Here is a 22,258-nt window from a genome sequence, read left to right as displayed (position 1 = left end):
GGCCGCCGCCGCCCGTGCGGCAGTGACGGCGGCGCAGCGGACGCTTGGCATCGGACCGGACCGCCGTCCGCGCGCATCGCCAAAGAAAAGGCCCGGACATGCCGGGCCTTTCCGTGTCGCGTCGCTACGACGTGCTTACCAGATCACGACCTGCCGATCGCCGGCGCGGACCATCGGCGAGCCGGCCTTGCACTGGAACGCGGCGGCGAAGGCCGGCAGGTTCGACGGCGCGCCCATCGCGCGGAACTGCGCCGGGGCGTGCGGGTCGGTGGTCAGGCGCACCATCGCGTTCTGCGGGGTGTACTTGGTGCGCCACACGGTGGCCCAGTTGAGGAAGAAGTTCTGGTCGCGGGTCATGCCGCCGACCTTCGGGTCGTCCTTGCCCTCGGTGGCCTTCTTCAGCGCGTCGTAGGCGGTGGACAGGCCGCCCAGGTCGGCGATGTTCTCGCCCAGGGTCAGCTTGCCGTTGACCGGCTTGCCGTCGACCTTGTACTCGTCGAACTGCTTGACCAGCTTGCCGGTGAGCGCGGCGAAGTTCTTGGCATCGGCCGGCGTCCACCAGTTCTCGAAGTTGCCGCTGGGCCCGAAGCGCGCGCCCTGGTCGTCGTAGCCGTGGGTCATCTCGTGGCCGATCACCGCGCCGATGCCGCCGTAGTTGAACGCGTCGTCGGCGTTGGGATCGAAGAACGGCGGCTGCAGGATCGCGGCCGGGAACACGATCTCGTTCTGCAGCGGGTTGTAGTAGGCGTTGACCGTCTGCGGGGTCATGCCCCATTCGGTCTTGTCCACCGGCTTGCCGATCTTGCCCAGGTTGTACTTGTAGTTGAACGCGGTGGCGGCGCGCACGTTGTCCAGGTAGCTGTCGCGCTGCGTGCTCAGGCCGCTGTAGTCGCGCCACTTGTCCGGGTAGCCGATCTTCGGGGTGAAGGTCTCCCACTTGGCGATCGCCTTGGCCTTGGTCTCGTCGCTCATCCAGCTCAGGTGCTCGATGCGCCCCTTCAGCGCCTGGCGCAGGTTGTCGACCAGCTGCTGCATCTTGGCCTTGGCGTCGGGCGAGAAGGCGACCTTGACGTACATCTGGCCCATCGCCTCGCCGGCGCCGTCCTCGATGCTGCCGAGCACGCGCTTCCAACGCGGCTTCATCTCGGCCTGGCCGTTGAGTTCCTTGCCGTAGAACGCGAAATTCTCCTGCGCGAACGCATCGCTCAGGTACGGCGAGGCGCTATCGACGGTGTGGAAGCGCAGGTAGGCGCGCCACACCGACGGATCGGCGTCGCCCAGCGCCTTGCTCACTTCCTGATGGAACGCCGGGATCGCCAGCGAGAACTTCTCCGGCACCGCCACGCCCTGCGACTCGAAGAACTTGGTCCACGGGAAGTTCGGGGTCAGCTTGTCGGCCTCGGCCGGGGTGATCGGGTTGTAGGCCAACTCGGCGTCGCGCGACATCTCTTCGCTGGACTTGGAGACCTTGGCCAGGCGCGTTTCCAGCGCGATCACGTCCTGCGCCTGCTTGGCCGCATCGGCCGCCGGCACGCCGGACAGCTCCAGCACCTTGGCCACGTGCGCCTGGTAGGCCTTGAGCTTGTCCTTCTTGTCGGCGTCGAAATAGTAGCCGCGGTCCGGCAGGCCCAGGCCGGCCTGCATCGCGTAGGCGATGTTCATCGACGAGTTCTTGAAGTCGGCCTCGGCGCCGAAGCCGAACAGGCCGTTCTCGCCCTTGGCCGCGCTCTGACGCAGGTATTCGGCCACCGCCGGGCCGTCTTTGAGCCCGTCGATCGCGGCCAGGTCGGCCTTCAGCGGCTCGATGCCCTGCGCGTTGACCTTGGCTTCGTCCATGCCCGAGGCCCAGAAGTCGCCGACGATCTTGTCCACGCCCTGCGCGTTGGCGGCGGCGGCCTGCTCGGCCAGCTGGTGCTGCACGGCGACCGAGCGCTCGTCCAGGATCGAGAACGCGCCCCAGCTGCTGCGGTCCTTGGGGATCTCGTTGGCGGCCAGCCACTTGCCGTTGACGTAGCCGGCGAAATCGCCGCAGGCGTCCTTGGCCGGATCCAGGTCGTTGGCGTTGAACGCGTTGTAGGCCGGCAGCTTGCTGGCGTCGAGCTTCAGCTCGGCCGGCGCCGCGGCGGGCGCCGATGCGGCGGCTTCGGTCTTGGCGGCGTCGGCGGCGGGCGCTGCCGCGTCGGGCTTGTTGCAGCCGCTCAGCGCGGCGCTTACGGCCAGGGTCAACAGCAGCAGTTGGGGATTGCGAAAGGTCACAAGGAAGCTCCAAGCCGTGATATGGGATGGCCCGCAGGCCGTGGCGAGACTGTACGCCGCTGTCCCGGGTTTCAGGGGTGTCGAAGGTCATGGGCCGGGCGCAACGGTCAGCCAGCGCAGGGCTGGACGCACCGTCGCCGTCGCCAGGTCGCATGCACCACGTCGTTGAATCCGCGCTGCGCTGGCCGGTTGTTGCGAGGCACTCGCATATAACTCGCATAGTATTGCCGGCATGAAGCGCGAATCGTCCTGCGATGCCCTGATCGTCGGCGCCGGCCACAACGGCCTGGTCTGCGCCGCCTACCTGGCGCGCGCCGGCTGGAAGGTCACTGTGCTGGAGCGGCGCGGCGTGGTCGGCGGCGCCGCGGTCACCGAGGAGTTCCACCCCGGCTTCCGCAATTCGGTGGCGTCCTACACGGTGTCGCTGCTGCAGCCGAAGGTGATCGCCGATCTGGACCTGGCCGCGCATGGCCTGCGCATCGTGCCGCGCCGCTGCAACAACTTCGTGCCGCTGCCCGACGACCGCTACCTGCTGGCCGGCGCCGGCATCACCCAGGCGCAGGTGGCGAAATTCTCCGCCCGCGACGCCGAACGCCTGCCGGCCTACGAAGCGCAACTGGAACGCATCGCCGACGTGCTGCGCGCGCTGGCGTTGCAGCCGCCGCCGAACGTCACCGATGGCGGTTGGCGGCAGGCGCTGCCGGAACTGCTGCGCGCCGGCCGCCTCGGCCGCCGCCTGCATGCGCTGGGTCCCGGCCTGCGCCAGGAGTTGCTGGACCTGTTCACGATCTCCGCCGCCGAGTACCTGGAGCGCTGGTTCGAGAGCGACCCGGTCAAGGCCTTGTTCGGCTTCGACGGCATCGTCGGCAACTACGCCAGCCCGTACACCCCGGGCTCGGCGTACGTGCTGCTGCACCACGTGTTCGGCGAGAGCAACGGGGTCAAGGGCGCCTGGGGCCACGCGCTCGGCGGCATGGGCGCGATCACCCAGGCGATGGCCAAGGCGGCGATCGCGGCCGGCGCGCAGATCCGCACCGACGCCGGCGTGCGCGAGATCCTGGTCGAGGACGGGCGCGCGGTCGGCGTGGTCACCGAACATGGCGAGCGGCTGTACGCGCGCCGCGTCGTCGCCAACGTCAATCCCAAGCTGCTGTACGAACGCCTGCTCGACCCGGCGCACGTGCCGGCCGCCACCCGCGAGCGCATGGCGCACTGGCGCTGCGGCTCGGGCACGTTCCGCATGAACGTGGCGCTGTCGCGGCTGCCGCAGTTCCGCGCGCTGCCGGGGCAGGGCGACCATCTCACCGCCGGCATCATCCTGGCGCCGAGCCTGGACTACATGGACCGCGCCCACCGCGATGCGCGCGACCACGGCTGGTCGCGCGACCCCATCGTCGAACTGCTGATCCCGAGCACGCTGGACGCGTCGCTGGCGCCGCCCGGCCAGCACGTGGCCAGCCTGTTCTGCCAGCACGTGGCGCCGCAGCTGCCGGATGGGCGCAGCTGGGACGCGCATCGCGACGAGGTCGCCGACCTGATGATCGCCACCGTCGAGCGCTACGCGCCGGGCTTCGCGGCCTCGGTGCTGGGCCGCCAGGCGCTGACCCCGCTGGACCTGGAACGCACCTTCGGCCTGGTCGGCGGCGACATCTTCCATGGCGCGTTGAGCCTCAACCAACTGTTCAGCGCACGCCCGATGCTCGGTCAGGCCAACTACCGCGGGGCGATTCCCGGGCTGTACCTGTGCGGTTCCGGCACCCATCCGGGCGGCGGCGTGACCGGTGCGCCCGGGCACAATGCGGCGATGGCGCTGCTGGGGAAGTGAGCGCGCGCCGCGTCGCGCAGCGCGACGCGGCGTCGCAATGGCCCTGAGGTGTTTGGAGCGCACGCGGACGGACATCGGGACGAGACCACTGGCCCAACCCTTGGCGTTCGCACTGTCGAGCTCCAGGCGCGATATGTACGGCGGGCGCGCCTACGGGTAAGTCCGTGCCGGGCATAATGCGAAGCTGCTCACGACCGGCGACTCCGGACATCAGGCGCATCCATGACCGAACAGGTTCAGCTCTACAACCAGGCCGTCGCCGCGCTCAACCAGCGCGACTGGGGCCAGGCGCAGCGACTCGCACAGCACCTGCTGCAGTCGTTGCCGCAGCATCCGGGCGTGCATTTCGTGGCCGGCGTGGCCGCGCTGGAGTTGAAGCAGATGCAGCCCGCCGCGGCGCATCTGTACCAGGCGACGACGTTGAATCCGCAACGCGCGGACTACGCCACGCAGCTGGCCAAGGTGCTGGCGATGGGGCGGTTCATGCAGGAGGCGCAGCACTTCGCCGACAAGGCGATGGCGCTGCGGCCGACCGACGCGCATACGCTGGATACGCTGGGGGTGGTCTATACCCAGGTCAACGAGCATGCCGCGGCGCTGGAGGCGTTCACCCAGGCGGTGCAACTCGCGCCGCAGCACGCCAGCTTCCATTACAACCTAGGCACCTCGCTGCTGTTCTCCGGGCGGCTGCAGGAAGCCGAGCAGGAATACCGGGCTTGTCTGGCCCTGGAGCCGCGCTACTGGAAGGTCTATCTGTCGCTGTCGCAGTTGCGCAAGTGGAGCGCGGACGAGAACAACCTGGCCTTGCTGGAGCAGGCGCTGGCTTCGGCCGGCGACGCGCCGGAAGCGGTGCTGTATCTCAACCTGGCACTGGCCAAGGAGCACGAGGATCTCGGCGACTACCATGCCGCGTTCCGTGGCTACGTGCAGGGCAAGGCGGTGCAGAAGCGCGCGCGCGGCTATACGTCCGAACGCGATGCGGTGCTGTTCGAGGCATTGCAGCAGGCCTTCCGCGCCGACGCTGCGCCTGCGTCCGGCTTCGACAGCCAGGAGCCGATCTTCGTGGTCGGCATGCCGCGCAGCGGCACCACCCTGGTGGACCGAATCCTGTCCAGCCATCCGCAGGTGCATTCGGCGGGAGAGCTGCAGAATTTCTCGGTGGCGCTCAAGCGCCTGGTGCGCACGCCATCGCCGGCGATCCTGGACGTGGCCACGCTGACCCGGTTGCAGGGGCTGGACTGGCGCGAACTCGGCCGCGCCTACGTCGAGTCCACCCGTCCCGGCACCGCAGCCAAGCCGCGTTTCGTGGACAAGCTGCCGCACAATTTTCTGTACGTGGGGCATATTGCGCGCGCGCTGCCGAACGCGCGCATCGTCTGCCTGCGGCGCGACCCGATGGACACCTGCCTGAGCAACTTCCGCCAGCTGTTCGCGCTGTCCTCGCCGTACTACGACTATTCCTTCGACCTGATGGACGTCGGCCGCTACTACCTGATGTTCGAGCGTTTGATGGCGCATTGGCGCGCGCTGTTCCCGCAGCGTCTGCTGGAAATCGACTACGCAGACCTGGTGCTGGAACAGGAGCCGACCACGCGCCGCTTGCTGGAGTTCTGCGGCTTGCCGTGGGACGAGGCCTGCCTGCGTTTCGAGCAGAATCAGGCGCCGGTGGCCACCGCCAGCGTGGTCCAGGTGCGCACCTCGATGACCCGCGCCTACATGGGGCGTTGGCAGCGCTACGGCGAGGATCTCGCCGAGCTGAAACGGCTGCTCGATACGCAATCGCTCGAAGCGACGGAGCAAGGCAGCCGCTGAGGCGGCACGTATCTTCCGATAGCGAACTGGCCGAACGCCAAAGGCCGCACCATTGCGCGTGCGGCCGTGGTTCATTGCGGACGCCAAAACGGGCGCTTGCAGCCGCTGTCGCATAGATCCCGCCAGCACGCGCCACGCATAAAAAAAGCCCACCCTCGCGGGTGGGCTTTGGTGTCGCTTGAGGCTCGATTACTTGCCGAACGCGTAACGCATTTCCAGGTAGTACGCGCGGCCGTACACGTCGAAGTTGTACGAGTTGTACGGCGAGCTCGCGCTGCCCGGGTAGGACGCGTCGAAGGGCGGCATCTTGTTGAACACGTTGTTGACCATCAGCGACAGCTCCATGCCCTCGAACGCCGTGTAGGTGATGCTGGCGTTGTGGGTGATGTGCGACGGCAGCTTGCCGGCGCGCGGCGCATCGTAGCCGGCGACGGCGAGATTCGCCGCATAGTTCGGGGTCTTGTCGAACCAGCTGGCGTACCAGGTGGTCGAGAAGTCGCCGATCTCCCAGGTCAGCGAGGCGTCGGCCTTGCGCTTCGGGTCCACGCTCCAGTACGGATTGTTGAGCAGGTCGACCGGTTCGTCACCGGCATACTGCGTGTACTCGTGGCTGATCTTCTGCGTGTAGCTGGCGATCATGCTGAGGTCGCCCCAACGTCCGAAGTCGTAGCCATAGCGGAACGAGGCCACGGCCATTTCCAGCTTCTGGTTGGAGACGTTGATCTTCGGCGTATAGATCTCCGTGATCTGACCCGCTGCGTTGCGGGTGACCTGCGCCATCGCGCTGGTGCACAGTGCCGAGCTGATGTCGTCGATGCCGGCGCGGCAACGGTAATCCTGCAGGCTCAGCGCGTCGGCGCTCTGCTGGGTGACTTCATCGCTGATGTCCCAGTTGAGGTAGTCGACGGTCAGCGCCATGCGGTCGACCGGCGACCACACGAAGCCTGCGCTCCACACATCGGCGTTGATCGGCTTCAGGCCGAGGTTGCCGGACTGCGTACCGAAGAACTGGCGACTGGAGTAGGCGGCCGGGCAGTTGTCGGTGTTGCCGGGCAGGTAGCCGCGCTGCGCGCACTGGTAGTAGTCGACCACCGAGTTGTAGTAGCCGCTCTCGCCCTGGTACTGGTCGGACAGGGTCGGTGCGCGGAACGCGGTGCCGTACTTGCCGCGCAGCAGCAGCGACTGGAACGGACGGTATTCCAGCGCGACGCTGTAGGTCGGCTTGTCGACGGTGGTGCCGCTGGCCTTGAACGCGTCGTAGCGGCCGGCCAGGGTGATGGTCAGCGGATCGAACACCGGCATGCGCAGTTCCGACGTCACCGCATAGCGGTCGCGGTCGCCGCCGCCGGCCACCGAGGTCAGGCCCCAGACCTCGCCGTTGAGGATTTCCGGCGCCGGATCGTAGCTCCACTTCTGCTTGCCGTACTCGGCGACCACCGCCAGACCCGCGTCGCCGCCGGGCAGGGAGAACAGCTTGGCGTTGGTGGCCTGCAGGCGCAGCATGCCGTCGGAGGTCTTGCTCTTGTTGGTGGCGTGGCCGGTGAAGCTGGCGAATTCTTCCGGCGTGATCGGCGAATAGAACGCCGCGTAGTTGGGGGTATAGACCGGATAGGCGTCGTAGTACGGATCCAGGCCCTGCTGCGGTCCGAGCACCTTGTTGATGAAGAACTGGTCGATCGGGTCCTTGAGGCGGACGAAGTTGCGCTCTTCCAGTTCGTACTGGGTGTAGGTGACGCCGGCGTCGTAGTCCCAGTTGGACTGGCCGAGCGTACCCTGCGCGCCGAAGGTCACGCGCACCGATTCGCTGGTGTCGCGGCTCATCGTGTCGTTGAAGCCGTTCGGGCCGACTTCCTCAGGCGCGAACGAGCGCTGCAGGTTGACCAGGTCGTCCAGGTTCGGGTCGTAGTAGTAGCCGAAGTCGGAAGCGGTGCCCCACCACAGATAATTGCCGCCGGAGTTGTACTTGACCTGGTCCTTGCTGTAGAGCACGTCGCCGTACAACTGCACGTTGTCGTTGAGGTCGAAGGTGCCGTGCACGTACGCCTGCAGCGACTTCTGGCCGTTGTCCAGGGTGCGGTAGCCCGGGGTGTACTTGGAGCCGCAGTAGTACTCGTCGCCGAAGCCCGGGCGCTGCTGCAGGGCCATGGTGCCGCCGAACAGGCCGGAGACGTTGCCGCAGTTGGCCGGGTCGAGGAACTTGTAGCTGGTGAACGGGCTGTACACCAGGAAGTCGCGGCTGATCAGCGGCGCGCTATAGCCCTGCGTGTTGTATTGCCTGGTCAGGCCGCGGTCGTAGGCCCAGATCGGGTCCTTCTCTTCGTACTGCACGCCGCCGAGCACGGAGGTGCGGCCGTCGGCGGAGGTCCAGCCATCGGCGAAGGTGGCGCGGAAGTTGCTGCCGCCGCCTTCGGAGAAGCCGCCGCCGCGGATGCTGAACACCGCGCCGTCCATCTTCTTCTTGAGGATGACGTTGATCACGCCGGCGATCGCGTCGGAGCCGTACAGCGACGACTGGCCGCCCGGCAGGATCTCGATGCGGTCGACCAGGTCGATCGGAATGCCGCTGATGTTGTTGAAGGTGTCGCTGCCGTTGTACAGCGCCGGGTAGTTCGACATCGGCCGGCCGTCGATCAGGTACTTCACGTAGCCCGGCGACAGGCCGAACAGGCTGACCGTCTTCGCGCCCTGGGTGAAGGAGCCGGAGGTCTGGCCGCCCTGGACCGCGCCGGTCGCGAACGAACTCTTCTGCAACACATCGGCCACCGAATTGAAGCCGCGGGCCTTGATGTCCTCAGCGGTGATCGTGGTGACCGGCGTGGCGGTCTCGATCTCGGTCTGCGGGATCAGCGAGCCGGTGACGGTGATCTTTTCCAGGTCGGTCGCCTTGGTGTCGGTGCTGTCCTGCGCGAAGGCGCTGAACGCGGCCGGCACGACCATGGCGGTCACCAGCGCCGCGCTCAGGCGGCTGTGCTTGAAACTACGTGTCTGACGAGCAGTCATTCTCTCTATCCCCATAAAACAATAAAGAAAAGGCGAGGGGCGTCGTGCCACGACATATGCCTTGAAATCGGTTCCGCATCCATGCGAGCAACCCAAACGTAACATGAACTTAACGCCATTTGTACAGCCGTGTCACCTTTTTCGTCTACAGGGGGGATCTGCGGCTATCTGGCAGCAAACGCCCGCCAAATGTGGCGTTGCGTGCCCGGCGCGACAGCTTCCACGCTGCTTTGCACCATTCGGGGGCGTGGCATCGGCCCTATAACTGAATAGGCATTTGTGATAGCGCGGCAATTGGCCGAAAGGGCGACAAGCCGGGCATCCGGCGACCGAGCACGGCTTGCAAGTGATGGTGGTCTCCCGCACCAATTCGGTGAGTACGCTTCGCCATAATGGGGCGCCTGATCGGTAACGAATGGTCATATCGCGGCGCGCTTGCCGACCGACGCTACCGTCCTGGCAGAAGACCGATGTCCATGCCTGGGTTGCCGGCTCGCTGGCCGAGGCCGCGATTGCGCGCTGCCGGGACAGGACTGCGCTGGCCCGACTTCGCGCGCCTGCCTGGCGGCTCCACCGACATGGACGGCACGCCGCACTTGTATAGTCATGCCCCAATTCGATCCGCTGCGACGCCCTCCGGACAGGCGGCGCTCGCCGCCGCCATCCCTGTTCCTGCCGCGCGCCCGGCGCGCTGCGGCGTTTTCCTCGACGAGTTTCCGATGACCGACCGCCCCCGCATTCCCGCCCACGCCGTCCAGCCCAACCTTTCGCCGTTGCCGCGGATCCGCAATGTCATCGCCATCGGTTCCGGCAAGGGCGGGGTGGGCAAGTCCACCACCGCGGTGAACCTGGCGCTGGCGCTGCAGCGCCAGGGCGCGCGGGTCGGGGTGCTGGACGCCGATGTCTATGGCCCCAGCGTGCCGGCCATGCTCGGCCTGAGCGGACGCCCGGACAGCCCCGACAACAAGTCGATCGAGCCGATGCGCGCGTTCGGCATCGAGGCGATGTCGATCGGGCTGCTGGTGGACCAGGACACGCCGATGATCTGGCGCGGACCGATGGCGACCTCGGCGCTGACCCAGCTGTTCACCGATACGCTGTGGGACGACTTGGACTACCTGCTGATCGACCTGCCACCGGGCACCGGCGACATCCAGTTGACCCTGGCGCAGAAGATCCCGGTGGCCGGCGCGGTGATCGTCACCACGCCGCAGGACATCGCCACGCTGGACGCGAAAAAGGCGCTGAAGATGTTCGAGAAGGTCGAGGTGCCGGTGCTGGGCATCGTCGAGAACATGGCGGTGCATACCTGCACGCAGTGCGGCCATGTCGAGCACCTGTTCGGCGAAGGCGGCGGCCAACGCATGGCGCAGCAGTACGGCGTGCCGCTGCTGGGCTCGCTGCCGCTGGCGATCGCGATCCGCGAGCAGGGCGACGCCGGCACCCCGATCGTGGCCGCGGCCCCGGATTCGGCCGCCGCGCAGGCCTATCTGGCGACCGCCCAGCGCCTGACCGAGGAGCTGCGCAAGCGCCCGCGGGCATCGATCCCGATTTCCGCCTCGCTGCTGTGAGCGGGGCCGCGGCTGCCGCGAACGCTCCGCGACCGGCTAGAATCGCCGGTCACTGCGGCCCGCTCCGGCGTCGGCCGCGCTCCCGGCAGGCGGGTTTTTCGGTCTGCCGCCACAGGCATCAGGAATACGCATGAGCATCAAGAGCGACCGCTGGATCCGCCGCATGTCCGAGCAGCACGGCATGATCGCGCCCTACGAGCCGGGCCAGGTGAAGCAGGTCAACGGCGAGCGCATCGTCAGCTACGGCACCTCCAGCTACGGCTACGATGTGCGCTGCTCGCGCGAGTTCAAGGTGTTCACCAACATCAACTCGACCATCGTCGATCCCAAGCGCTTCGATCCGAAGAGCTTCGTGGACATCGAGGCCGACGAGTGCATCATCCCGCCCAACAGCTTCGCTCTGGCGCGCACGGTGGAATTCTTCCGCATCCCGCGCGACACGCTGGTGGTCTGCCTGGGCAAGAGCACTTACGCGCGCTGCGGCATCATCGTCAATGTCACGCCGCTGGAGCCGGAGTGGGAAGGCCACGTCACCCTGGAATTCAGCAATACCACGCCGCTGCCGGCGCGCATTTACGCCAACGAAGGCGTGGCGCAGATGCTGTTCTTCCAGTCCGATGCCGACGACGTTTGCGAGACCAGCTACAAGGACCGCGGCGGCAAGTACCAGGGCCAGACCGGCGTGACCCTGCCCAGAACCTGACTTTTCCCTGCAGCACACGGAGCGCGCAATGAACGATCCCAATCCCTATCAGGCGCCCGACGCGCCGCTGCCGTCGGCGCCGCTGGCGCTGGACGGCGCCGACGTGCTGGCCGGCCGCGGCGAGCGCCTGGGCGCATCGCTGATCGACGGCGTGATCGCGCTGGCGACCTTCCTGCCGCTGGCTGCGGTCACCGGCTATTTCGGCAAGGTCATGGATGCGGCGCGCGGCGGCGAGGCGATGTCGTTCCTGACCATGGCCGGCTACGTGGCGTTGGCGTTCGCGACGTTCGTGGTGGTGCAGGGCTATCCGCTGGCCAAGACCGGGCAGACCTGGGGCAAGAAACTGCTGTGGATCCGTATCGTCGATCTGGACGGCGCGCAGCCGCCGCTGTGGCGGCTGATCGTGCTGCGTTACCTGCCGACCCAATTGCTGTCGCTGGTGCCGGTCGTAGGCAACTTCTATGCGCTGATCGATGCGCTGTTCATCTTCCGCCAGGACAAGCGCTGCCTGCACGACCTGATCGCCGGCACCCAGGTGGTCAACGTCCGCCGTTGATGCGGACGTGCCGGCCGCCGCGCATCGGCGGCCGGCAGCCAGGGGGGGGGAGATCGCCGGATCCAAACCCCAATCCCGAATCCCCAATCCCGGCAGTTACTACTTGCCGCGGCCGAACAGCATGCCCACGCCGACCGCGACCAGGATCGCCGGCCACCAGGTGGCGATCAACCGGCCCAGGCTGAGGTTGGTCCAGCCCAGGTTGTTGGCCAGGAACACCAGGCCGATCACGATCAGCACGATGGCGGCGATCACATTGGATTTCATGGGCACGCGGGTTCCGCTAAAAGGGCGCCTATCGTAGCCGTTGCCGCCACGCCGCAACACGGGTCTGCAGGACATCGGCGTCCAGCCGCTGCGCCGGGCCGCTGCCCCATACCGGCCCGGGCCAGGCCGCATCGCCTTCGTGGCGCCCGATCACGTGCACGTGCAGTTGCCGCACGATGTTGCCCAGCGCGCCGAGATTGAGTTTGCGCACGCCCGGCTCGTTGCGCAGCAACTGCGAGAGCTGGTTGATCTCGGCCAGCAGCAGGCGCTGCTGGCCCCCGTCCAGGTCGATCCATTCGCTGGCGTCGGCGACGCGCGGCACCAGCAGCAGCCAGGGGAAACGCGCGTCGTCCATCAGCCGCACCTGCGACAGCGGACCGTCGGCCACGAACGCGCTGTCGGCCTGCAGCCGCGGGTCGAGTACGAAGTCGGCCATCGCCGCGGCTCAGCGCAGGTGTTCGGCGAGGAAGGCGAGGCTGCGCTGGCGCGCGCTGTCGGCGCTGTCGGCGTCGTGGTGGTTCGGATCGACATGGCGGTCGAAACCGTGTCCGGCCGGATACACGTAGGTCTGCATCTGCGGCAGCTTCTCGCGATGCTGCTGCACCGCCTCCGGCGGGATGCTGCTGTCCTGCGCGCCGAAGTGGAACAGCACCGGCGCCTTCGGCGTCTCGTCGAGGAACTGGGTGTTGCGCCCGCCGTAGTAGCTCACCGACGGCAGGCCCAGCCGCAGCGCCGCCAGCAACGCGACGCTGCCGCCCCAGCAGTAGCCGACGGTGCCGACCTTGCCGGCCGGCGCCAGCGCCTGCGCCGCGGCCTGCACGACGTCCAGCGCCTTGTCGAAGCCGAGCGCGCCGACCAGCTCCAGGCCCTTGCGCACGCCGTCCTGGCCGTACTCCAGCTGCACGTCCTTCTCCACCAGGTCGAACAGGCCCGGGGCCAGCACTTCATAGCCTTGCGCCGCGTAGCCGTCGGCGACCTGCTGGATGTAGGCGTTGACGCCGAAGATCTCCTGGATGATCACCAGCCCGCCGCGCGGGACGCCGTCCGGCAGGGCGTGCCAGGCGGAGACTTGGCCGTGAGCGGTATCGAGGGTAGTCCAATGGCCCATGGTGGGTTCCTGCAGCGGAAGAGAGAGGCGCCGATTATCCACGCTGGCTGCGAAGGCCGGTTAACAGATCCGGCGGTCCACTCCGTGCTGGGGCAGGCCGCTCGCCGGTCGCATTGCAGGCTGAACTTATCGGCCAGGTTGGCCCATGATCCGCGGAGTTTCTCCAGGGCCCTTCGATCCAGGTACTGCATGCCACTGGCGAACCTCAAGGTCCCGGCTTCGCCAGCTGGCTGCGTCCACTGCGCGGCCAGGTCCGAACGTCCCCTCACCAACTGCGCGTAGAGCGCCATGCGATCGTGCCCAGCCGCGCTGCGGCCGGGGCTGCATCGATCGGCAGTGGTCGACGCGATGGAGGCGTTCAGCGCGCCGTGTAGTCCACCGACACCACCACGAAGCTGTGGCGACCGCCGGGCAACTGCGCCTCGACTTCGTCGTCGATGCGCTTCTTCAGCAGCGCCCGCGCCAGCGGCGAATCGATGCTGATCCAGCCGCGGCCGGCATCGGTCTCGTCCGGGCCGACGATGCGGTAGCGCACCAGCTCGCCGCTGTCGGCGTCCTCCAGTTCGACCACGGCGCCGAAGAACACCGCCTGCGGATCGGATGGCGCGGTGTCGACCACGCGCAGCGCTTCCAGGCGCTTGCTCAGGTAGCGCACGCGGCGGTCGATCTCGCCCAGCTGCTTCTTGCGGTAGGTGTACTCGGCGTTTTCCGAACGGTCGCCCTCGGCCGCCGCGGCGGCCAGCGCCTTGACCACCTCCGGGCGGCGCACGCGCCACAGCTCCTCCAGCTCGGCCTTGAGCCGGGCGTGGCCTTCGGCGGTGATCAGGGCGGTGCTTTTCTCGGCAGGGGGACGCCAGCGGCTCATCGGGAGCTGTTCATCGGATTGGGGCACTGCGGTGGAGCGGGGTGGCGATGCTAGCGCGTGCGCCCGGCTTGCGCACCCGCGGGCGATCGCCGAAGCTGGCGCGGCCATCCACACGGACGTTGTTCGATGCTGATCCTGCCGTTGCACAAGCCGCTGTCGCGGGAGAATTTTCCGCTGGTCACGCTGCTGCTGGTGCTGCTCAATGCGGCGGTCTATTTCGGCTGGCAGCGCCAGGACGTGGCGCCGCTGCAACAGGCGCAACGCTACTACCTCGATTCCGGACTCGCTGACTACGAAGCGCCGGCCTATGCGCGCTACCTGCAGCGCGGCGGACGCAAGGACGCGCTGGTCCAGTTCGAGCGCGTGCCGGCGGCGCAGCGGGCGCAGTTCGTCGGCACCGCCAGCTTGAACGACGTGCGCTTCGTGCAGGCGCTGCGCAGCGGCGAGGCGTTCGCGGACCCGGACGCGCAGCAGGCCTGGGCGCCGCTGCGCGCCCGCTATGACGCGCTGCTGGACCGCGTGTTCACCCTGCGCCATGTGCAGCGCAGCTCGGAGTGGTCGCCGGCGCGGATGCTGTCGGCGACGTTCCTGCACGGCGATGCGCTGCACCTGTTCGGCAACATGCTGTTCCTGGTCGTGCTCGGCACCTTGCTGGAAGGCGCGATCGGCCGCTGGCGGTTCCTGCTGGTCTACCTGCTCGGCGGGTTCGGGGCGAGCGCGGTCAGCCTGTGGTGGCGCTGGGGCGAGGCCGGCGGCGGGCTGGGCGCGTCCGGTGCCATCGCCGCGCTGATGGGAGCGTTCTGCGTGGTCTGGGGACGGCGCCCGGTGCGCTTCTTTTACTGGTTCGCGGTGGTGTTCGACTACGTGCGCGGTCCGGCCATCGCCTTGTTGCCGCTGTGGCTGGGCTGGGAGCTGTACAACCTGCTGGCCAACGGCGATAGCGGGGTCGGCTTCGATGCGCATGCCGGCGGCATCGTGGTCGGCGCGTTGCTCGGCGCGGCGCTGGTGGCGGCGCGGCAGACCCGCGAGGCGTTCATGTGCGACGAGGCCACGGTCGCCGCCGACGATCGCTGGGAGCGCGCGCAGCGGCACCTGGGGCGGCTGGAGAACCGGGAGGCGGCGCGGCTGCTCGACGAACTCGCCGCCGAGCAGCCGCGCCGCTTCGACGTGGCGCAGGCGCGCTACCGGGTCGCGCGCAATGCCGGCGACGCGCGTGCCGCGCAGGCGCGCGCGATCGAACTGCTGCGCCTGCCGGCGGCCACGGAGCAGGAGACGCGAGCGCAGGCGGCGTTGCTTGGCGACTGCGCTGCCGGCGCCATCGCCGTGGACGCGGCGACGCGTGCGCTGTTGTTCGACCGCTGGCTGGCGCTGGGACGGCTGCGCGATGCCGAAGCGCTGCTGGCGCAGGATGCCGCCGCGCTGCCGCGCAGCGAACAGGCGCAGCACTGGTTCCGGCTGGCGCTGGGCCACGGCGAGCGGCAGGCCGCGTCCGAATGGCGGCGCCTGCTGCTCGCGGTGATCGAGCGCTACCCGGACCTGCCGCAGGCGGACAAGGCGCGATTCCTGCTCGCCAACGCCTGAGCGGCGGACGCGGCGGTGCGGTCGGCCCGATCGCGACGCCAGCCGCTAGGCCGGCGCGATCGTCACTGCCTTCAGCGCCGCCTCCAGCTTGCTGCGCTGCGCGTCGTCCTGGCAATGCGCGAGCGCGTCCTGCAGCAACGCGCGCGCCTGCGCGTCGTCGCCGTAGCGCTCGGCGAGCAGCAACGCCGCGCTCAGCGACCAGGCGCCGAATTCGGCCGCCTTCGGCCAGGCGCGCAGTGCGGCCAGCAAGCCGTCGAGCGCGAGCTTGGACTGTCCCGCCAGTTGCGCGCGCTCGGTCATCAAGGTGGCTTGCTCCGGCAGCGACGGGACGAAGTCGGGATCGGCGTCCAGCGCCTCGCGCAGCAGCGCCAGCGCACGCCGTTCCTGCTTTTCCTGCAGCAGGCGGTTGATGTACTGGCGGGTGTGCTCACGCAGGTCGTCGGCGCGGCCGCCGTTGCGCAGCAGGCGCTGGTACAGCTCGTGCACCGCCAGGCTCACCGCGCGCGTGCGCACTTCGCCGCGCAGCAGCTGCAGCGCTTCGGCGGTATGCCCATCGCGCACGAACTGCTCGGCCTCGTCGAGCACGCGCTGGTCCGGATCGTGGCGGCGCGCGCCGTCGTCGATGCTGGCCGGTTCGTAGCCCAGCACTTCGTGGTACTGGTAGACCAGATAACCCATCAGGTGGAAGGTGGCGAACAGGCCCCAGATCGTCACCACGCCGACCGCCAGATCGCTGGCCAACGGCGGCAGGTAGTGCTGCAGCCAACGGGCCGCGGTCAGCGCGCTGGCCTGGATCACGAACAGCAGGCCGAACGCGGCCAGGTACGGCCAGCCGATGCGCAGTGCCAGGCCGATCGACACGGCCGGATTCAGGGCGCGGCGCAGGCTGCCGTCGATGGCCAGCGAGATCAGGAAGCCGGGCTGCAGCAGCACCACTGCCAGCAACATCAGCAAGCCGGCGACCGGGCCGGCGAGCAGCGCCGCGGCGGCGACCACCATGCCGAGCACGATCATCAGCGCCAGCAGCCGCAGCACCACCCCGTCGCCGATGTCGAAGCCGCGCTCGGGCGCATCCATGTGTCCGTCGGCGGTATGCCGCAGGATCTCGAAGGCGTATTTGTAGATCGCCAGCGTGGTGACGATGCCGAGGATCCAGCCGATGCCCGGCAGCATTCCCAGCAGGCGGCACAGGGTCAGCGCGATCAGCGCGAACAGCGCGCCGCCGCGCAGCGGGTACAGCGCGATGGCGCGGGTGCGCGCCCAGAAAGGTTCGGGTGTGTTGCGGCGCGCGCGGCTTGCGCCGGCGCGATGACGGTCTTCCATGACGCCCCCTGCGTTCAATGTGCGCCGATTGTGCGGCGGAGCGGGCGTGTGCGCAATCGGGCGCGCAGGCGGATGCATCGGCTGAACGCAGCCGTGCAAGGGAGGCTGGAGGCGGGTTCTTCCGGTTGTTGGAGGCCGCCATGCCGATGCCCAGCAGGGCTGGCGTGTGCAAGACGCCAGGCGGCGCCGATGCAACGGCGGCCGGCGTTGCGGTCGGACGGGCGCTGCGCCGGCACTGCGTTGCGTGGTTCTGATGGGGCGCACGGTGCGGACCTCTAGAATGTCCGGCCGGCGGCGGGTTCCGGCGCTGCGCTGGCGGCGATCCGCTGCGCGTGCCGCCGCCGCTGTCCTTTCATCGCATGGAGTGTTGCTTGAACCCCACCGCCACAGGCAATCCGCGTGTGCGTCTCGGCAAGGTCGAGGTGCTGTCCGACAACTGGTATGTGCTGCGCAAGGTCACCTTCGATTTCCAGCGCAACGACGGCAGCTGGCAGACGCTGTCGCGCGAGGCCTACGACCGCGGCAACGGCGCCACCATCCTGCTCTACAGCCGCGCCAAGCAGACGGTGATGCTGACCCGGCAGTTCAGGCTGCCGACCCTGCTCAACGGCAACCCCGACGGCATGCTGATCGAAGCCTGCGCCGGGCTGCTGGACCAGCACGATCCGCAGACCTGCATCCGCAAGGAGACCGAAGAGGAGACCGGCTACCGGGTCGATAACGTGCGCAAGGTGTTCGAGGCGTTCATGAGCCCGGGTTCGGTCACCGAACGGCTGTACTTCTTCGTGGGCGAGTATTCCGATCGCGACAAGGTGGGCGCTGGCGGCGGCGTGGCGGCCGAAGGCGAAGAGATCGAGGTGCTGGAGCTGGCGCTCGACGCGGCGCTGGCGATGATCGAATCCGGCGAGATCGCCGACGGCAAGACGATCATGTTGCTCCAATACGCAAAGCTGAAGGGGGTGCTGGCCTAGCGGAGTGCTGTCGGTTTTTGTATCTGCGCGTGGCAACGCCTGGATCGAAGGTGCCTGCCGTGCCTGTCGGCGCGAGCTGTACACGCACCTGCGCCGCAGCGTGACCCGCGCCGCGTGGCCCTGGTTTTGGGCGCGCTGCGCCGATCGGGTCAGCGCACGCGCCGCAGGCGCTTGTCGGCATGCTCCGGCGGCATGCCGCTATGGCAATTGATGCCGTCCTGGGCCAGATCGTAGTCGGCGGCAGCGGCGCGGCGGCCGCGCGCCTGGGCCTCTTCGACACGGAACCCGTAGATGTTGGGGCCCACCTGCGGACCGTCGGGGTCCTCGAAGCCGAGCGTCAGGCAACTGCTGGCCATCTGGTCGATTCCCCACACGCCGGTGATGGTCCTGGGCGCGACCTGCCGCCCGGCTCCGGTGATGCAGGTGGTCGTCAGCGTATAGCGATGGACCGTCTCGCTCGCCGATCCCACCTCGAGCCTGAGATCGGCGCGAACGGTCTCGCAATCCCGCGTGTATCCCTGGAGTTTGCCGACGTAGCGGCCGGCCAGCAGTTTCTGCCGTTGCGGCGGCCAGTCATCGCCCGACGCCGGTTGCGGGGAATCGGCGGCCATTGCGGCTGTGGCGGCCGCCAAGCCTAGCAGCAGGGCGCTCATCGCTTCCTTGTTCATGGTGGAGCTCCTTGTGGTGGTCGGCTGCGCTCAGCGCTTGCCGCCGAAGATGCTGCCGAAGATGCCGCGCACGATCTGCTGGCCGATGCGGTTGCCGACGGTGCGCGAGGTCTGCTTGGCCATCGTTTCCAGCATGCCCTGGCGGCGCTTGGTGCCGAACACCGCGTCCTTGACCGCCTGGCCGAAGCCGCTGTCCTGCGCGTCGTCCTGCTCGCGCGTGCGCGCCGCCGGCGCCGCCGTCTTCTCGGCCACCTGCTCGACCCGGCGCGCCAGCATCTCCGCCGCCGAGTCGCGGTTGACCGCGGTGTCGTAGCGGCTGCCGACCACGCTGCCGGCGCGCACCTGCGCGCGCTCGGCGTCGGAGATCGCGCCCATCCGGCAGCGCGGCGGGGCGATCAGGGTCTGCTGCACCGGCGACGGCACGCCCTTGTCCTGCAGGGTCGACACCAGGGCTTCGCCGGTGCCGAGCTGGGAGATGGTCTTGGCCACGTCCAGCTTGGGATTGGCGACGAAGGTCTCGGCCGCGGTGCGCACCGCCTTCTGGTCGCGTGGGGTGTAGGCGCGCAGCGCGTGCTGCACGCGGTTGCCGAGCTGGCCGAGGATGTTGTCCGGCACGTCGTCGGGGAACTGCGAGCAGAAGTACACGCCCACGCCCTTGGAGCGGATCAGCCGCACCACCTGCTCGATGCGCTGCACCAGCGCCGGCGGCGCGTCGTCGAACAGCAGGTGCGCCTCGTCGAACACGAACACCAGCTTGGGCTTGTCCAGGTCGCCCACTTCCGGCAGCCGTTCGAACAGCTCCGACAGCAGCCACAGCAGGAAGGTCGAGTACAGGCGTGGCTTGAGCACCAGTTGTGCGGCGGCGAGGATGCCGATCACGCCGCGGCCGTCGCTGCCGACCCGCATCAGCTCGGCCAGGTCCAGCGCCGGTTCGCCGAAGAAGCCTTCGCCGCCGTCCTGCGCCAGGCGCAGCAGCGCGCGCTGGATCGCCGCCACCGACGGCGCGCTGACCAGGCCGTATTCGGTGGAGATGTCCTTGCGCTGCTCCACCACCAGCGCAAGCAGCGCGCGCAGGTCGTCCAGGTCGAGCAGCAGCAGGCCGCGGTCGTCGGCCAGCTTGAACACGATGTCGAGCACCCCGGCCTGGGTGTCGTTGAGTTCCAGGATCCGCGCCAGCAGGGTCGGCCCCATTTCGCTGACGGTGGTGCGCACCGGGTGCCCGAGCTGGCCGTACAGGTCCCAGAACACCACCGGGTTGGCCGCCGGGACGTAGTCGGTCACGCCGATGTCCTTGGCGCGCTGCAGCACTTTCTCGCTGCCGTCGCCGGCCACCGCCAGCCCGGCCACGTCGCCCTTCACGTCGGCCATGAACACCGGCACGCCGATCCGCGAGAAGCCTTCGGCCAGGGTCATCAGGGTCACGGTCTTGCCGGTGCCGGTGGCCCCGGCGACCAGCCCGTGGCGATTGCCCAGGCGCGGCTGCAGCAGCACCGCGATGTCGTCGGTCACGCCTTTGCCCAGCAGGATCGGGTCCATGAACAGCTCCGCGGTGAGGTGGGCGGATTCTAGGCGTTCGCGCCGGCGCCCGCTCGCGGCGGGGGCGCCAATGGCCGGGTTTGCCGGGCCGCAGCGATGAACGGATGCCCCGCCGGCCTGGTGCCGGCGCATGCCCGACCTTGCCGCGATGTGACAGCGGCGGCTACCCTGCGGCCTTTCCGTCGTCGCGTCCCATCATGCCCCTTTCGTTCCGTATCACCCATGGATGGCCCGCCGTGGCTGCCCTGGCGCTGGCCTGCGCCGCGCCCGCTGCCCACGCCGAACGCGTCTCCACGCGCGACAAGGCCGCCATCGCCGTCCTCGACCAGCGCCTGGCGGCGGCCGAGAAGCGCTACAACGACGCGATGGTGCTGGTCGGCAACAGCGACCCCAAGGGCACCCAGGAAAGCGACGCGGCGCTGGAGGACATCGAGGACGTGGTCGATGCCTGCATCAAGCAGCGCGGCTGCCAGGTCGGCACCTACCTGAGCGCGTACAAGCGCCTGCTCAAGGCCAAGGCCGACGCGCAGGATGCGGCCACCGACGCCGATGCGGTCGACGAAGGCGCCGCGCCGCTGCAGGCCGACCCCGACCACATCAGCCCGCTGGCGGCCAACGTGCCGGAAGCCGCGCGCGCGGCCAACCTGCTCAACGACCAGCGCCATGCCTTCGACGCGATGGTCGAATACAACCCGGCGGTGCAGGCCGGCATCCGCCGCTGGCTCACCGACATGCGCCCGTCGCTGATGAACAGCTACGAGAACTACCAGAACCTGCGCGCGGTGATGTGGCCGGAATGGGAAAAGCGCGGGCTGCCGGAGGCGCTGCTGTTCGGCATCATGGCCAAGGAATCCAACGGCCGCGTGCACGCCAATTCGCGGGTCGGCGCCGCCGGGCTGATGCAGTTCATGCCGGCCACCGGGCGCCGCTTCGGGCTGGGCCCGGACGGTACCGGCTTCGATACCCGCTACGACGCGCGCAGCGCCGCCGAGGCCAGCGCGGTGTACATCAACGAGCGCATGGCCGGGCTCAACCGCAGCATCGAGCTGTCGCTGGCCGGCTACAATGGCGGCGAGGGCCGCGCCGCGCGCGTGTACAACCAGATGCAGGGGCGCGGTTTCTGGGATGCCTCGGTGTACAACCAGTTCCCGGCCGAGACCAAGGACTACGTGCCGATGGTGATCGCCGCGGCGTGGATCTTCCTGCACCCGCAGCAGTACGGCGTGGCGTTCCCGAAGATCAACGCGCAGCCGGCGACGCTGCGCCTGGCCAAGTCGACCACGATCTACGAACTGACCATCTGCCTGGGCAGCGACGGCACCCGCGACGGCTACATGCGTGCGCTGCGCAACCTCAACCCGCGCTACGAGCCGGATGGCTGGATCCCGGCCGGGGTCACCCTCAACGCCACCACCAAGATCGTCGGCCTGTACAACCGCTATTGCGTCAGCGGCCCCCGCGCCGACCTGGCGCGCGCGCTGATCACCGCCGACGTCAACGCCGCGATCCGCAGCAGCACGCCGGTGCTGGCCGATCCCACCGGCAACGTGGCGGTGGGCGACGTGACCCCGGTGGCCGGCGTGCCGACCACGGTCGCCACCGGGCGCCCCGCGCCGGTCAAGCCCAAGCCCAAGCAGGTGCGCAGCTACCGCGTGGCCAAGGGCGACACGCTGGGCCGCATCGCCGACCGCTACAACTGCGACATCAAGCAACTGGCCAAGGCCAACGGCCTGCGCGCGCCGGGCTATGCGTTGAAGCCGGGGCAGTCGCTGAAGATGACCGGCTGCGACAAGTGACGGCGAGCAGCTCGTTGGAAAGCGGCGTCGACGCGGACGCTGTCCGCGTTTCGCCTCCCGCATAGCTCGGCACTTGGTGCTGGCGCGGGACTGGCGGCAATGCGTCGGGACTGAAGTCCCTCCCACAAGGAGCAGGTTCTTTTGGTTGTAGGAGGGGCTTCAGCCCCGACCGGGCATTGCCGGTAACGTCCAGTCGGGGCTGAAGCCCCTCCTGCAAAAAGCGCCGCGTCGTCCGCAATGCTTGGCTGACGCTTACGCGCGTCAGCCTTGCAGCCGCCGCGCCAGCGCCTGGCCGAGTCGCACCGGCGTTTCCGCCGCCAGCGTCGGATCGAGCGTCGCCACGCCCGGTGGCAACAGCACGATCACGGTGGAGTCGTAGTTGAAGCGCGCCGCGCCGCAGTAGATGTGGTGCGCCCGTCA

17 protein-coding genes and 1 pseudogene are annotated in these 22,258 nt (G+C 68.6%); 8 read left to right on the top strand and 10 right to left on the bottom strand.

The window, feature by feature from the left end:
- Positions 1-135: 135 nt before the first annotated feature.
- Positions 136-2,256, bottom strand: coding sequence for a M13 family metallopeptidase (locus VDQ83_RS06865; protein ID WP_455434333.1), 2,121 nt, complete (start codon positions 2,254-2,256; stop codon positions 136-138).
- 232 nt (positions 2,257-2,488) lie between these two features.
- On the opposite strand from VDQ83_RS06865, the gene VDQ83_RS06860 reads away from it, so the two are divergent.
- Positions 2,489-4,081: a phytoene desaturase family protein gene (locus VDQ83_RS06860; RefSeq protein WP_455434332.1), complete on the top strand. Its 1,593-nt coding sequence runs from the start codon at positions 2,489-2,491 to the stop codon at positions 4,079-4,081.
- 222 nt (positions 4,082-4,303) lie between these two features.
- Complete coding sequence (locus tag VDQ83_RS06855; RefSeq protein WP_455434331.1) at positions 4,304-5,893, top strand: sulfotransferase; 1,590 nt, start codon at positions 4,304-4,306, stop codon at positions 5,891-5,893.
- A 189-nt stretch (positions 5,894-6,082) separates the two neighbouring features.
- Here the strand turns inward: VDQ83_RS06855 and VDQ83_RS06850 are convergent, their stop codons facing one another.
- The gene (locus VDQ83_RS06850) at positions 6,083-8,830 is read right to left on the bottom strand and encodes a TonB-dependent receptor domain-containing protein (RefSeq protein WP_263398419.1); all 2,748 of its coding nucleotides are present in this window, start codon (positions 8,828-8,830) and stop codon (positions 6,083-6,085) included.
- Positions 8,831-9,612: 782 nt separating this feature from the next.
- Here VDQ83_RS06850 and apbC point away from each other — a divergent pair.
- The 3 genes from apbC to VDQ83_RS06835 all read left to right on the top strand — a co-directional run bounded on the left by apbC (position 9,613) and on the right by VDQ83_RS06835 (position 11,723).
- Entirely contained in the window at positions 9,613-10,464 is an 852-nt protein-coding gene (gene apbC, locus VDQ83_RS06845) for an iron-sulfur cluster carrier protein ApbC (protein ID WP_263397838.1), read from the top strand.
- A 130-nt stretch (positions 10,465-10,594) separates the two neighbouring features.
- Entirely contained in the window at positions 10,595-11,167 is a 573-nt protein-coding gene (gene dcd / locus VDQ83_RS06840; RefSeq protein ID WP_053834874.1) for a dCTP deaminase, read from the top strand.
- Positions 11,168-11,195: 28 nt separating this feature from the next.
- Complete coding sequence (locus VDQ83_RS06835; RefSeq protein ID WP_263397839.1) at positions 11,196-11,723, top strand: RDD family protein; 528 nt, start codon at positions 11,196-11,198, stop codon at positions 11,721-11,723.
- A 99-nt stretch (positions 11,724-11,822) separates the two neighbouring features.
- On the opposite strand, the gene VDQ83_RS06830 is transcribed toward VDQ83_RS06835, so the two are convergent.
- The 4 genes from VDQ83_RS06830 to greB form a co-directional block, all read right to left on the bottom strand.
- On the bottom strand, positions 11,823-11,990 hold the full coding sequence (locus VDQ83_RS06830; protein ID WP_003467495.1) for a LiaI-LiaF-like domain-containing protein: 168 nt from the start codon (positions 11,988-11,990) through the stop codon (positions 11,823-11,825).
- Between the two features lie 28 nt (positions 11,991-12,018).
- Positions 12,019-12,426 carry an HIT domain-containing protein gene (locus VDQ83_RS06825; protein WP_263397840.1) on the bottom strand — a complete coding sequence of 136 codons (408 nt, stop codon included), beginning with the start codon at positions 12,424-12,426 and terminating at the stop codon, positions 12,019-12,021.
- 9 nt (positions 12,427-12,435) lie between these two features.
- Positions 12,436-13,098: a dienelactone hydrolase family protein gene (locus VDQ83_RS06820; RefSeq protein WP_455434330.1), complete on the bottom strand. Its 663-nt coding sequence runs from the start codon at positions 13,096-13,098 to the stop codon at positions 12,436-12,438.
- A gap of 358 nt (positions 13,099-13,456) precedes the next feature.
- Positions 13,457-13,963 (bottom strand): transcription elongation factor GreB, encoded by a 507-nt coding sequence (greB, locus tag VDQ83_RS06815; protein WP_455434329.1) that lies wholly within the window; start codon positions 13,961-13,963, stop codon positions 13,457-13,459.
- A gap of 126 nt (positions 13,964-14,089) precedes the next feature.
- Between greB and VDQ83_RS06810 the strand changes: the two genes are divergently transcribed.
- Positions 14,090-15,544 (top strand): rhomboid family intramembrane serine protease, encoded by a 1,455-nt coding sequence (locus tag VDQ83_RS06810; protein WP_455434328.1) that lies wholly within the window; start codon positions 14,090-14,092, stop codon positions 15,542-15,544.
- Between the two features lie 45 nt (positions 15,545-15,589).
- Here the strand turns inward: VDQ83_RS06810 and VDQ83_RS06805 are convergent, their stop codons facing one another.
- Complete coding sequence (locus tag VDQ83_RS06805) at positions 15,590-16,867, bottom strand: hypothetical protein (protein WP_455434327.1); 1,278 nt, start codon at positions 16,865-16,867, stop codon at positions 15,590-15,592.
- 371 nt (positions 16,868-17,238) lie between these two features.
- Between VDQ83_RS06805 and nudK the strand changes: the two genes are divergently transcribed.
- Positions 17,239-17,838: a GDP-mannose pyrophosphatase NudK gene (gene nudK / locus VDQ83_RS06800; protein ID WP_455434326.1), complete on the top strand. Its 600-nt coding sequence runs from the start codon at positions 17,239-17,241 to the stop codon at positions 17,836-17,838.
- A gap of 149 nt (positions 17,839-17,987) precedes the next feature.
- On the opposite strand, the gene VDQ83_RS06795 is transcribed toward nudK, so the two are convergent.
- Positions 17,988-18,506, bottom strand: a complete 519-nt coding sequence (locus VDQ83_RS06795; RefSeq protein ID WP_455434325.1) for a hypothetical protein — start codon at positions 18,504-18,506, stop codon at positions 17,988-17,990.
- A gap of 30 nt (positions 18,507-18,536) precedes the next feature.
- Positions 18,537-20,174, bottom strand: coding sequence for a helicase HerA-like domain-containing protein (locus VDQ83_RS06790; RefSeq protein WP_455434324.1), 1,638 nt, complete (start codon positions 20,172-20,174; stop codon positions 18,537-18,539).
- Positions 20,175-20,239: 65 nt separating this feature from the next.
- On the opposite strand from VDQ83_RS06790, the gene VDQ83_RS06785 reads away from it, so the two are divergent.
- Complete coding sequence (locus VDQ83_RS06785) at positions 20,240-21,838, top strand: transglycosylase SLT domain-containing protein (RefSeq protein WP_455434323.1); 1,599 nt, start codon at positions 20,240-20,242, stop codon at positions 21,836-21,838.
- Between the two features lie 261 nt (positions 21,839-22,099).
- On the opposite strand, the pseudogene VDQ83_RS06780 reads toward VDQ83_RS06785, so the two are convergent.
- Positions 22,100-22,228 (bottom strand): annotated as a pseudogene (locus VDQ83_RS06780) (archaetidylserine decarboxylase); the annotation flags it as partial.
- Between the last annotated feature and the right edge of the window lie 30 nt (positions 22,229-22,258).

The sequence above is a fragment of the Xanthomonas sp. WHRI 7945 genome, assembly GCF_035026585.1.
This window is presented reverse-complemented; position numbering and strand designations above follow the sequence as displayed.

Excerpts from the sequence above, each read along its gene's own strand:
- VDQ83_RS06860 (WP_455434332.1), top strand. The coding sequence starts at position 2,489 with ATGAAGCGCGAATCGTCCTGCGATGCCCTGATCGTCGGCGCCGGCCAC.
- VDQ83_RS06855 (WP_455434331.1), top strand. The coding sequence starts at position 4,304 with ATGACCGAACAGGTTCAGCTCTACAACCAGGCCGTCGCCGCGCTCAAC.
- VDQ83_RS06850 (WP_263398419.1), bottom strand. The coding sequence starts at position 8,830 with ATGGTCGTGCCGGCCGCGTTCAGCGCCTTCGCGCAGGACAGCACCGAC.
- apbC (WP_263397838.1), top strand. The coding sequence starts at position 9,613 with ATGACCGACCGCCCCCGCATTCCCGCCCACGCCGTCCAGCCCAACCTT.
- dcd (WP_053834874.1), top strand. The coding sequence starts at position 10,595 with ATGAGCATCAAGAGCGACCGCTGGATCCGCCGCATGTCCGAGCAGCAC.
- VDQ83_RS06835 (WP_263397839.1), top strand. The coding sequence starts at position 11,196 with ATGAACGATCCCAATCCCTATCAGGCGCCCGACGCGCCGCTGCCGTCG.
- VDQ83_RS06830 (WP_003467495.1), bottom strand. The coding sequence starts at position 11,990 with ATGAAATCCAATGTGATCGCCGCCATCGTGCTGATCGTGATCGGCCTG.
- VDQ83_RS06825 (WP_263397840.1), bottom strand. The coding sequence starts at position 12,426 with ATGGCCGACTTCGTACTCGACCCGCGGCTGCAGGCCGACAGCGCGTTC.
- VDQ83_RS06820 (WP_455434330.1), bottom strand. The coding sequence starts at position 13,098 with ATGGGCCATTGGACTACCCTCGATACCGCTCACGGCCAAGTCTCCGCC.
- greB (WP_455434329.1), bottom strand. The coding sequence starts at position 13,963 with ATGAGCCGCTGGCGTCCCCCTGCCGAGAAAAGCACCGCCCTGATCACC.
- VDQ83_RS06810 (WP_455434328.1), top strand. The coding sequence starts at position 14,090 with ATGCTGATCCTGCCGTTGCACAAGCCGCTGTCGCGGGAGAATTTTCCG.
- VDQ83_RS06805 (WP_455434327.1), bottom strand. The coding sequence starts at position 16,867 with ATGGAAGACCGTCATCGCGCCGGCGCAAGCCGCGCGCGCCGCAACACA.
- VDQ83_RS06795 (WP_455434325.1), bottom strand. The coding sequence starts at position 18,506 with ATGAACAAGGAAGCGATGAGCGCCCTGCTGCTAGGCTTGGCGGCCGCC.
- VDQ83_RS06790 (WP_455434324.1), bottom strand. The coding sequence starts at position 20,174 with ATGCGCCGGCACCAGGCCGGCGGGGCATCCGTTCATCGCTGCGGCCCG.
- VDQ83_RS06785 (WP_455434323.1), top strand. The coding sequence starts at position 20,240 with ATGCCCCTTTCGTTCCGTATCACCCATGGATGGCCCGCCGTGGCTGCC.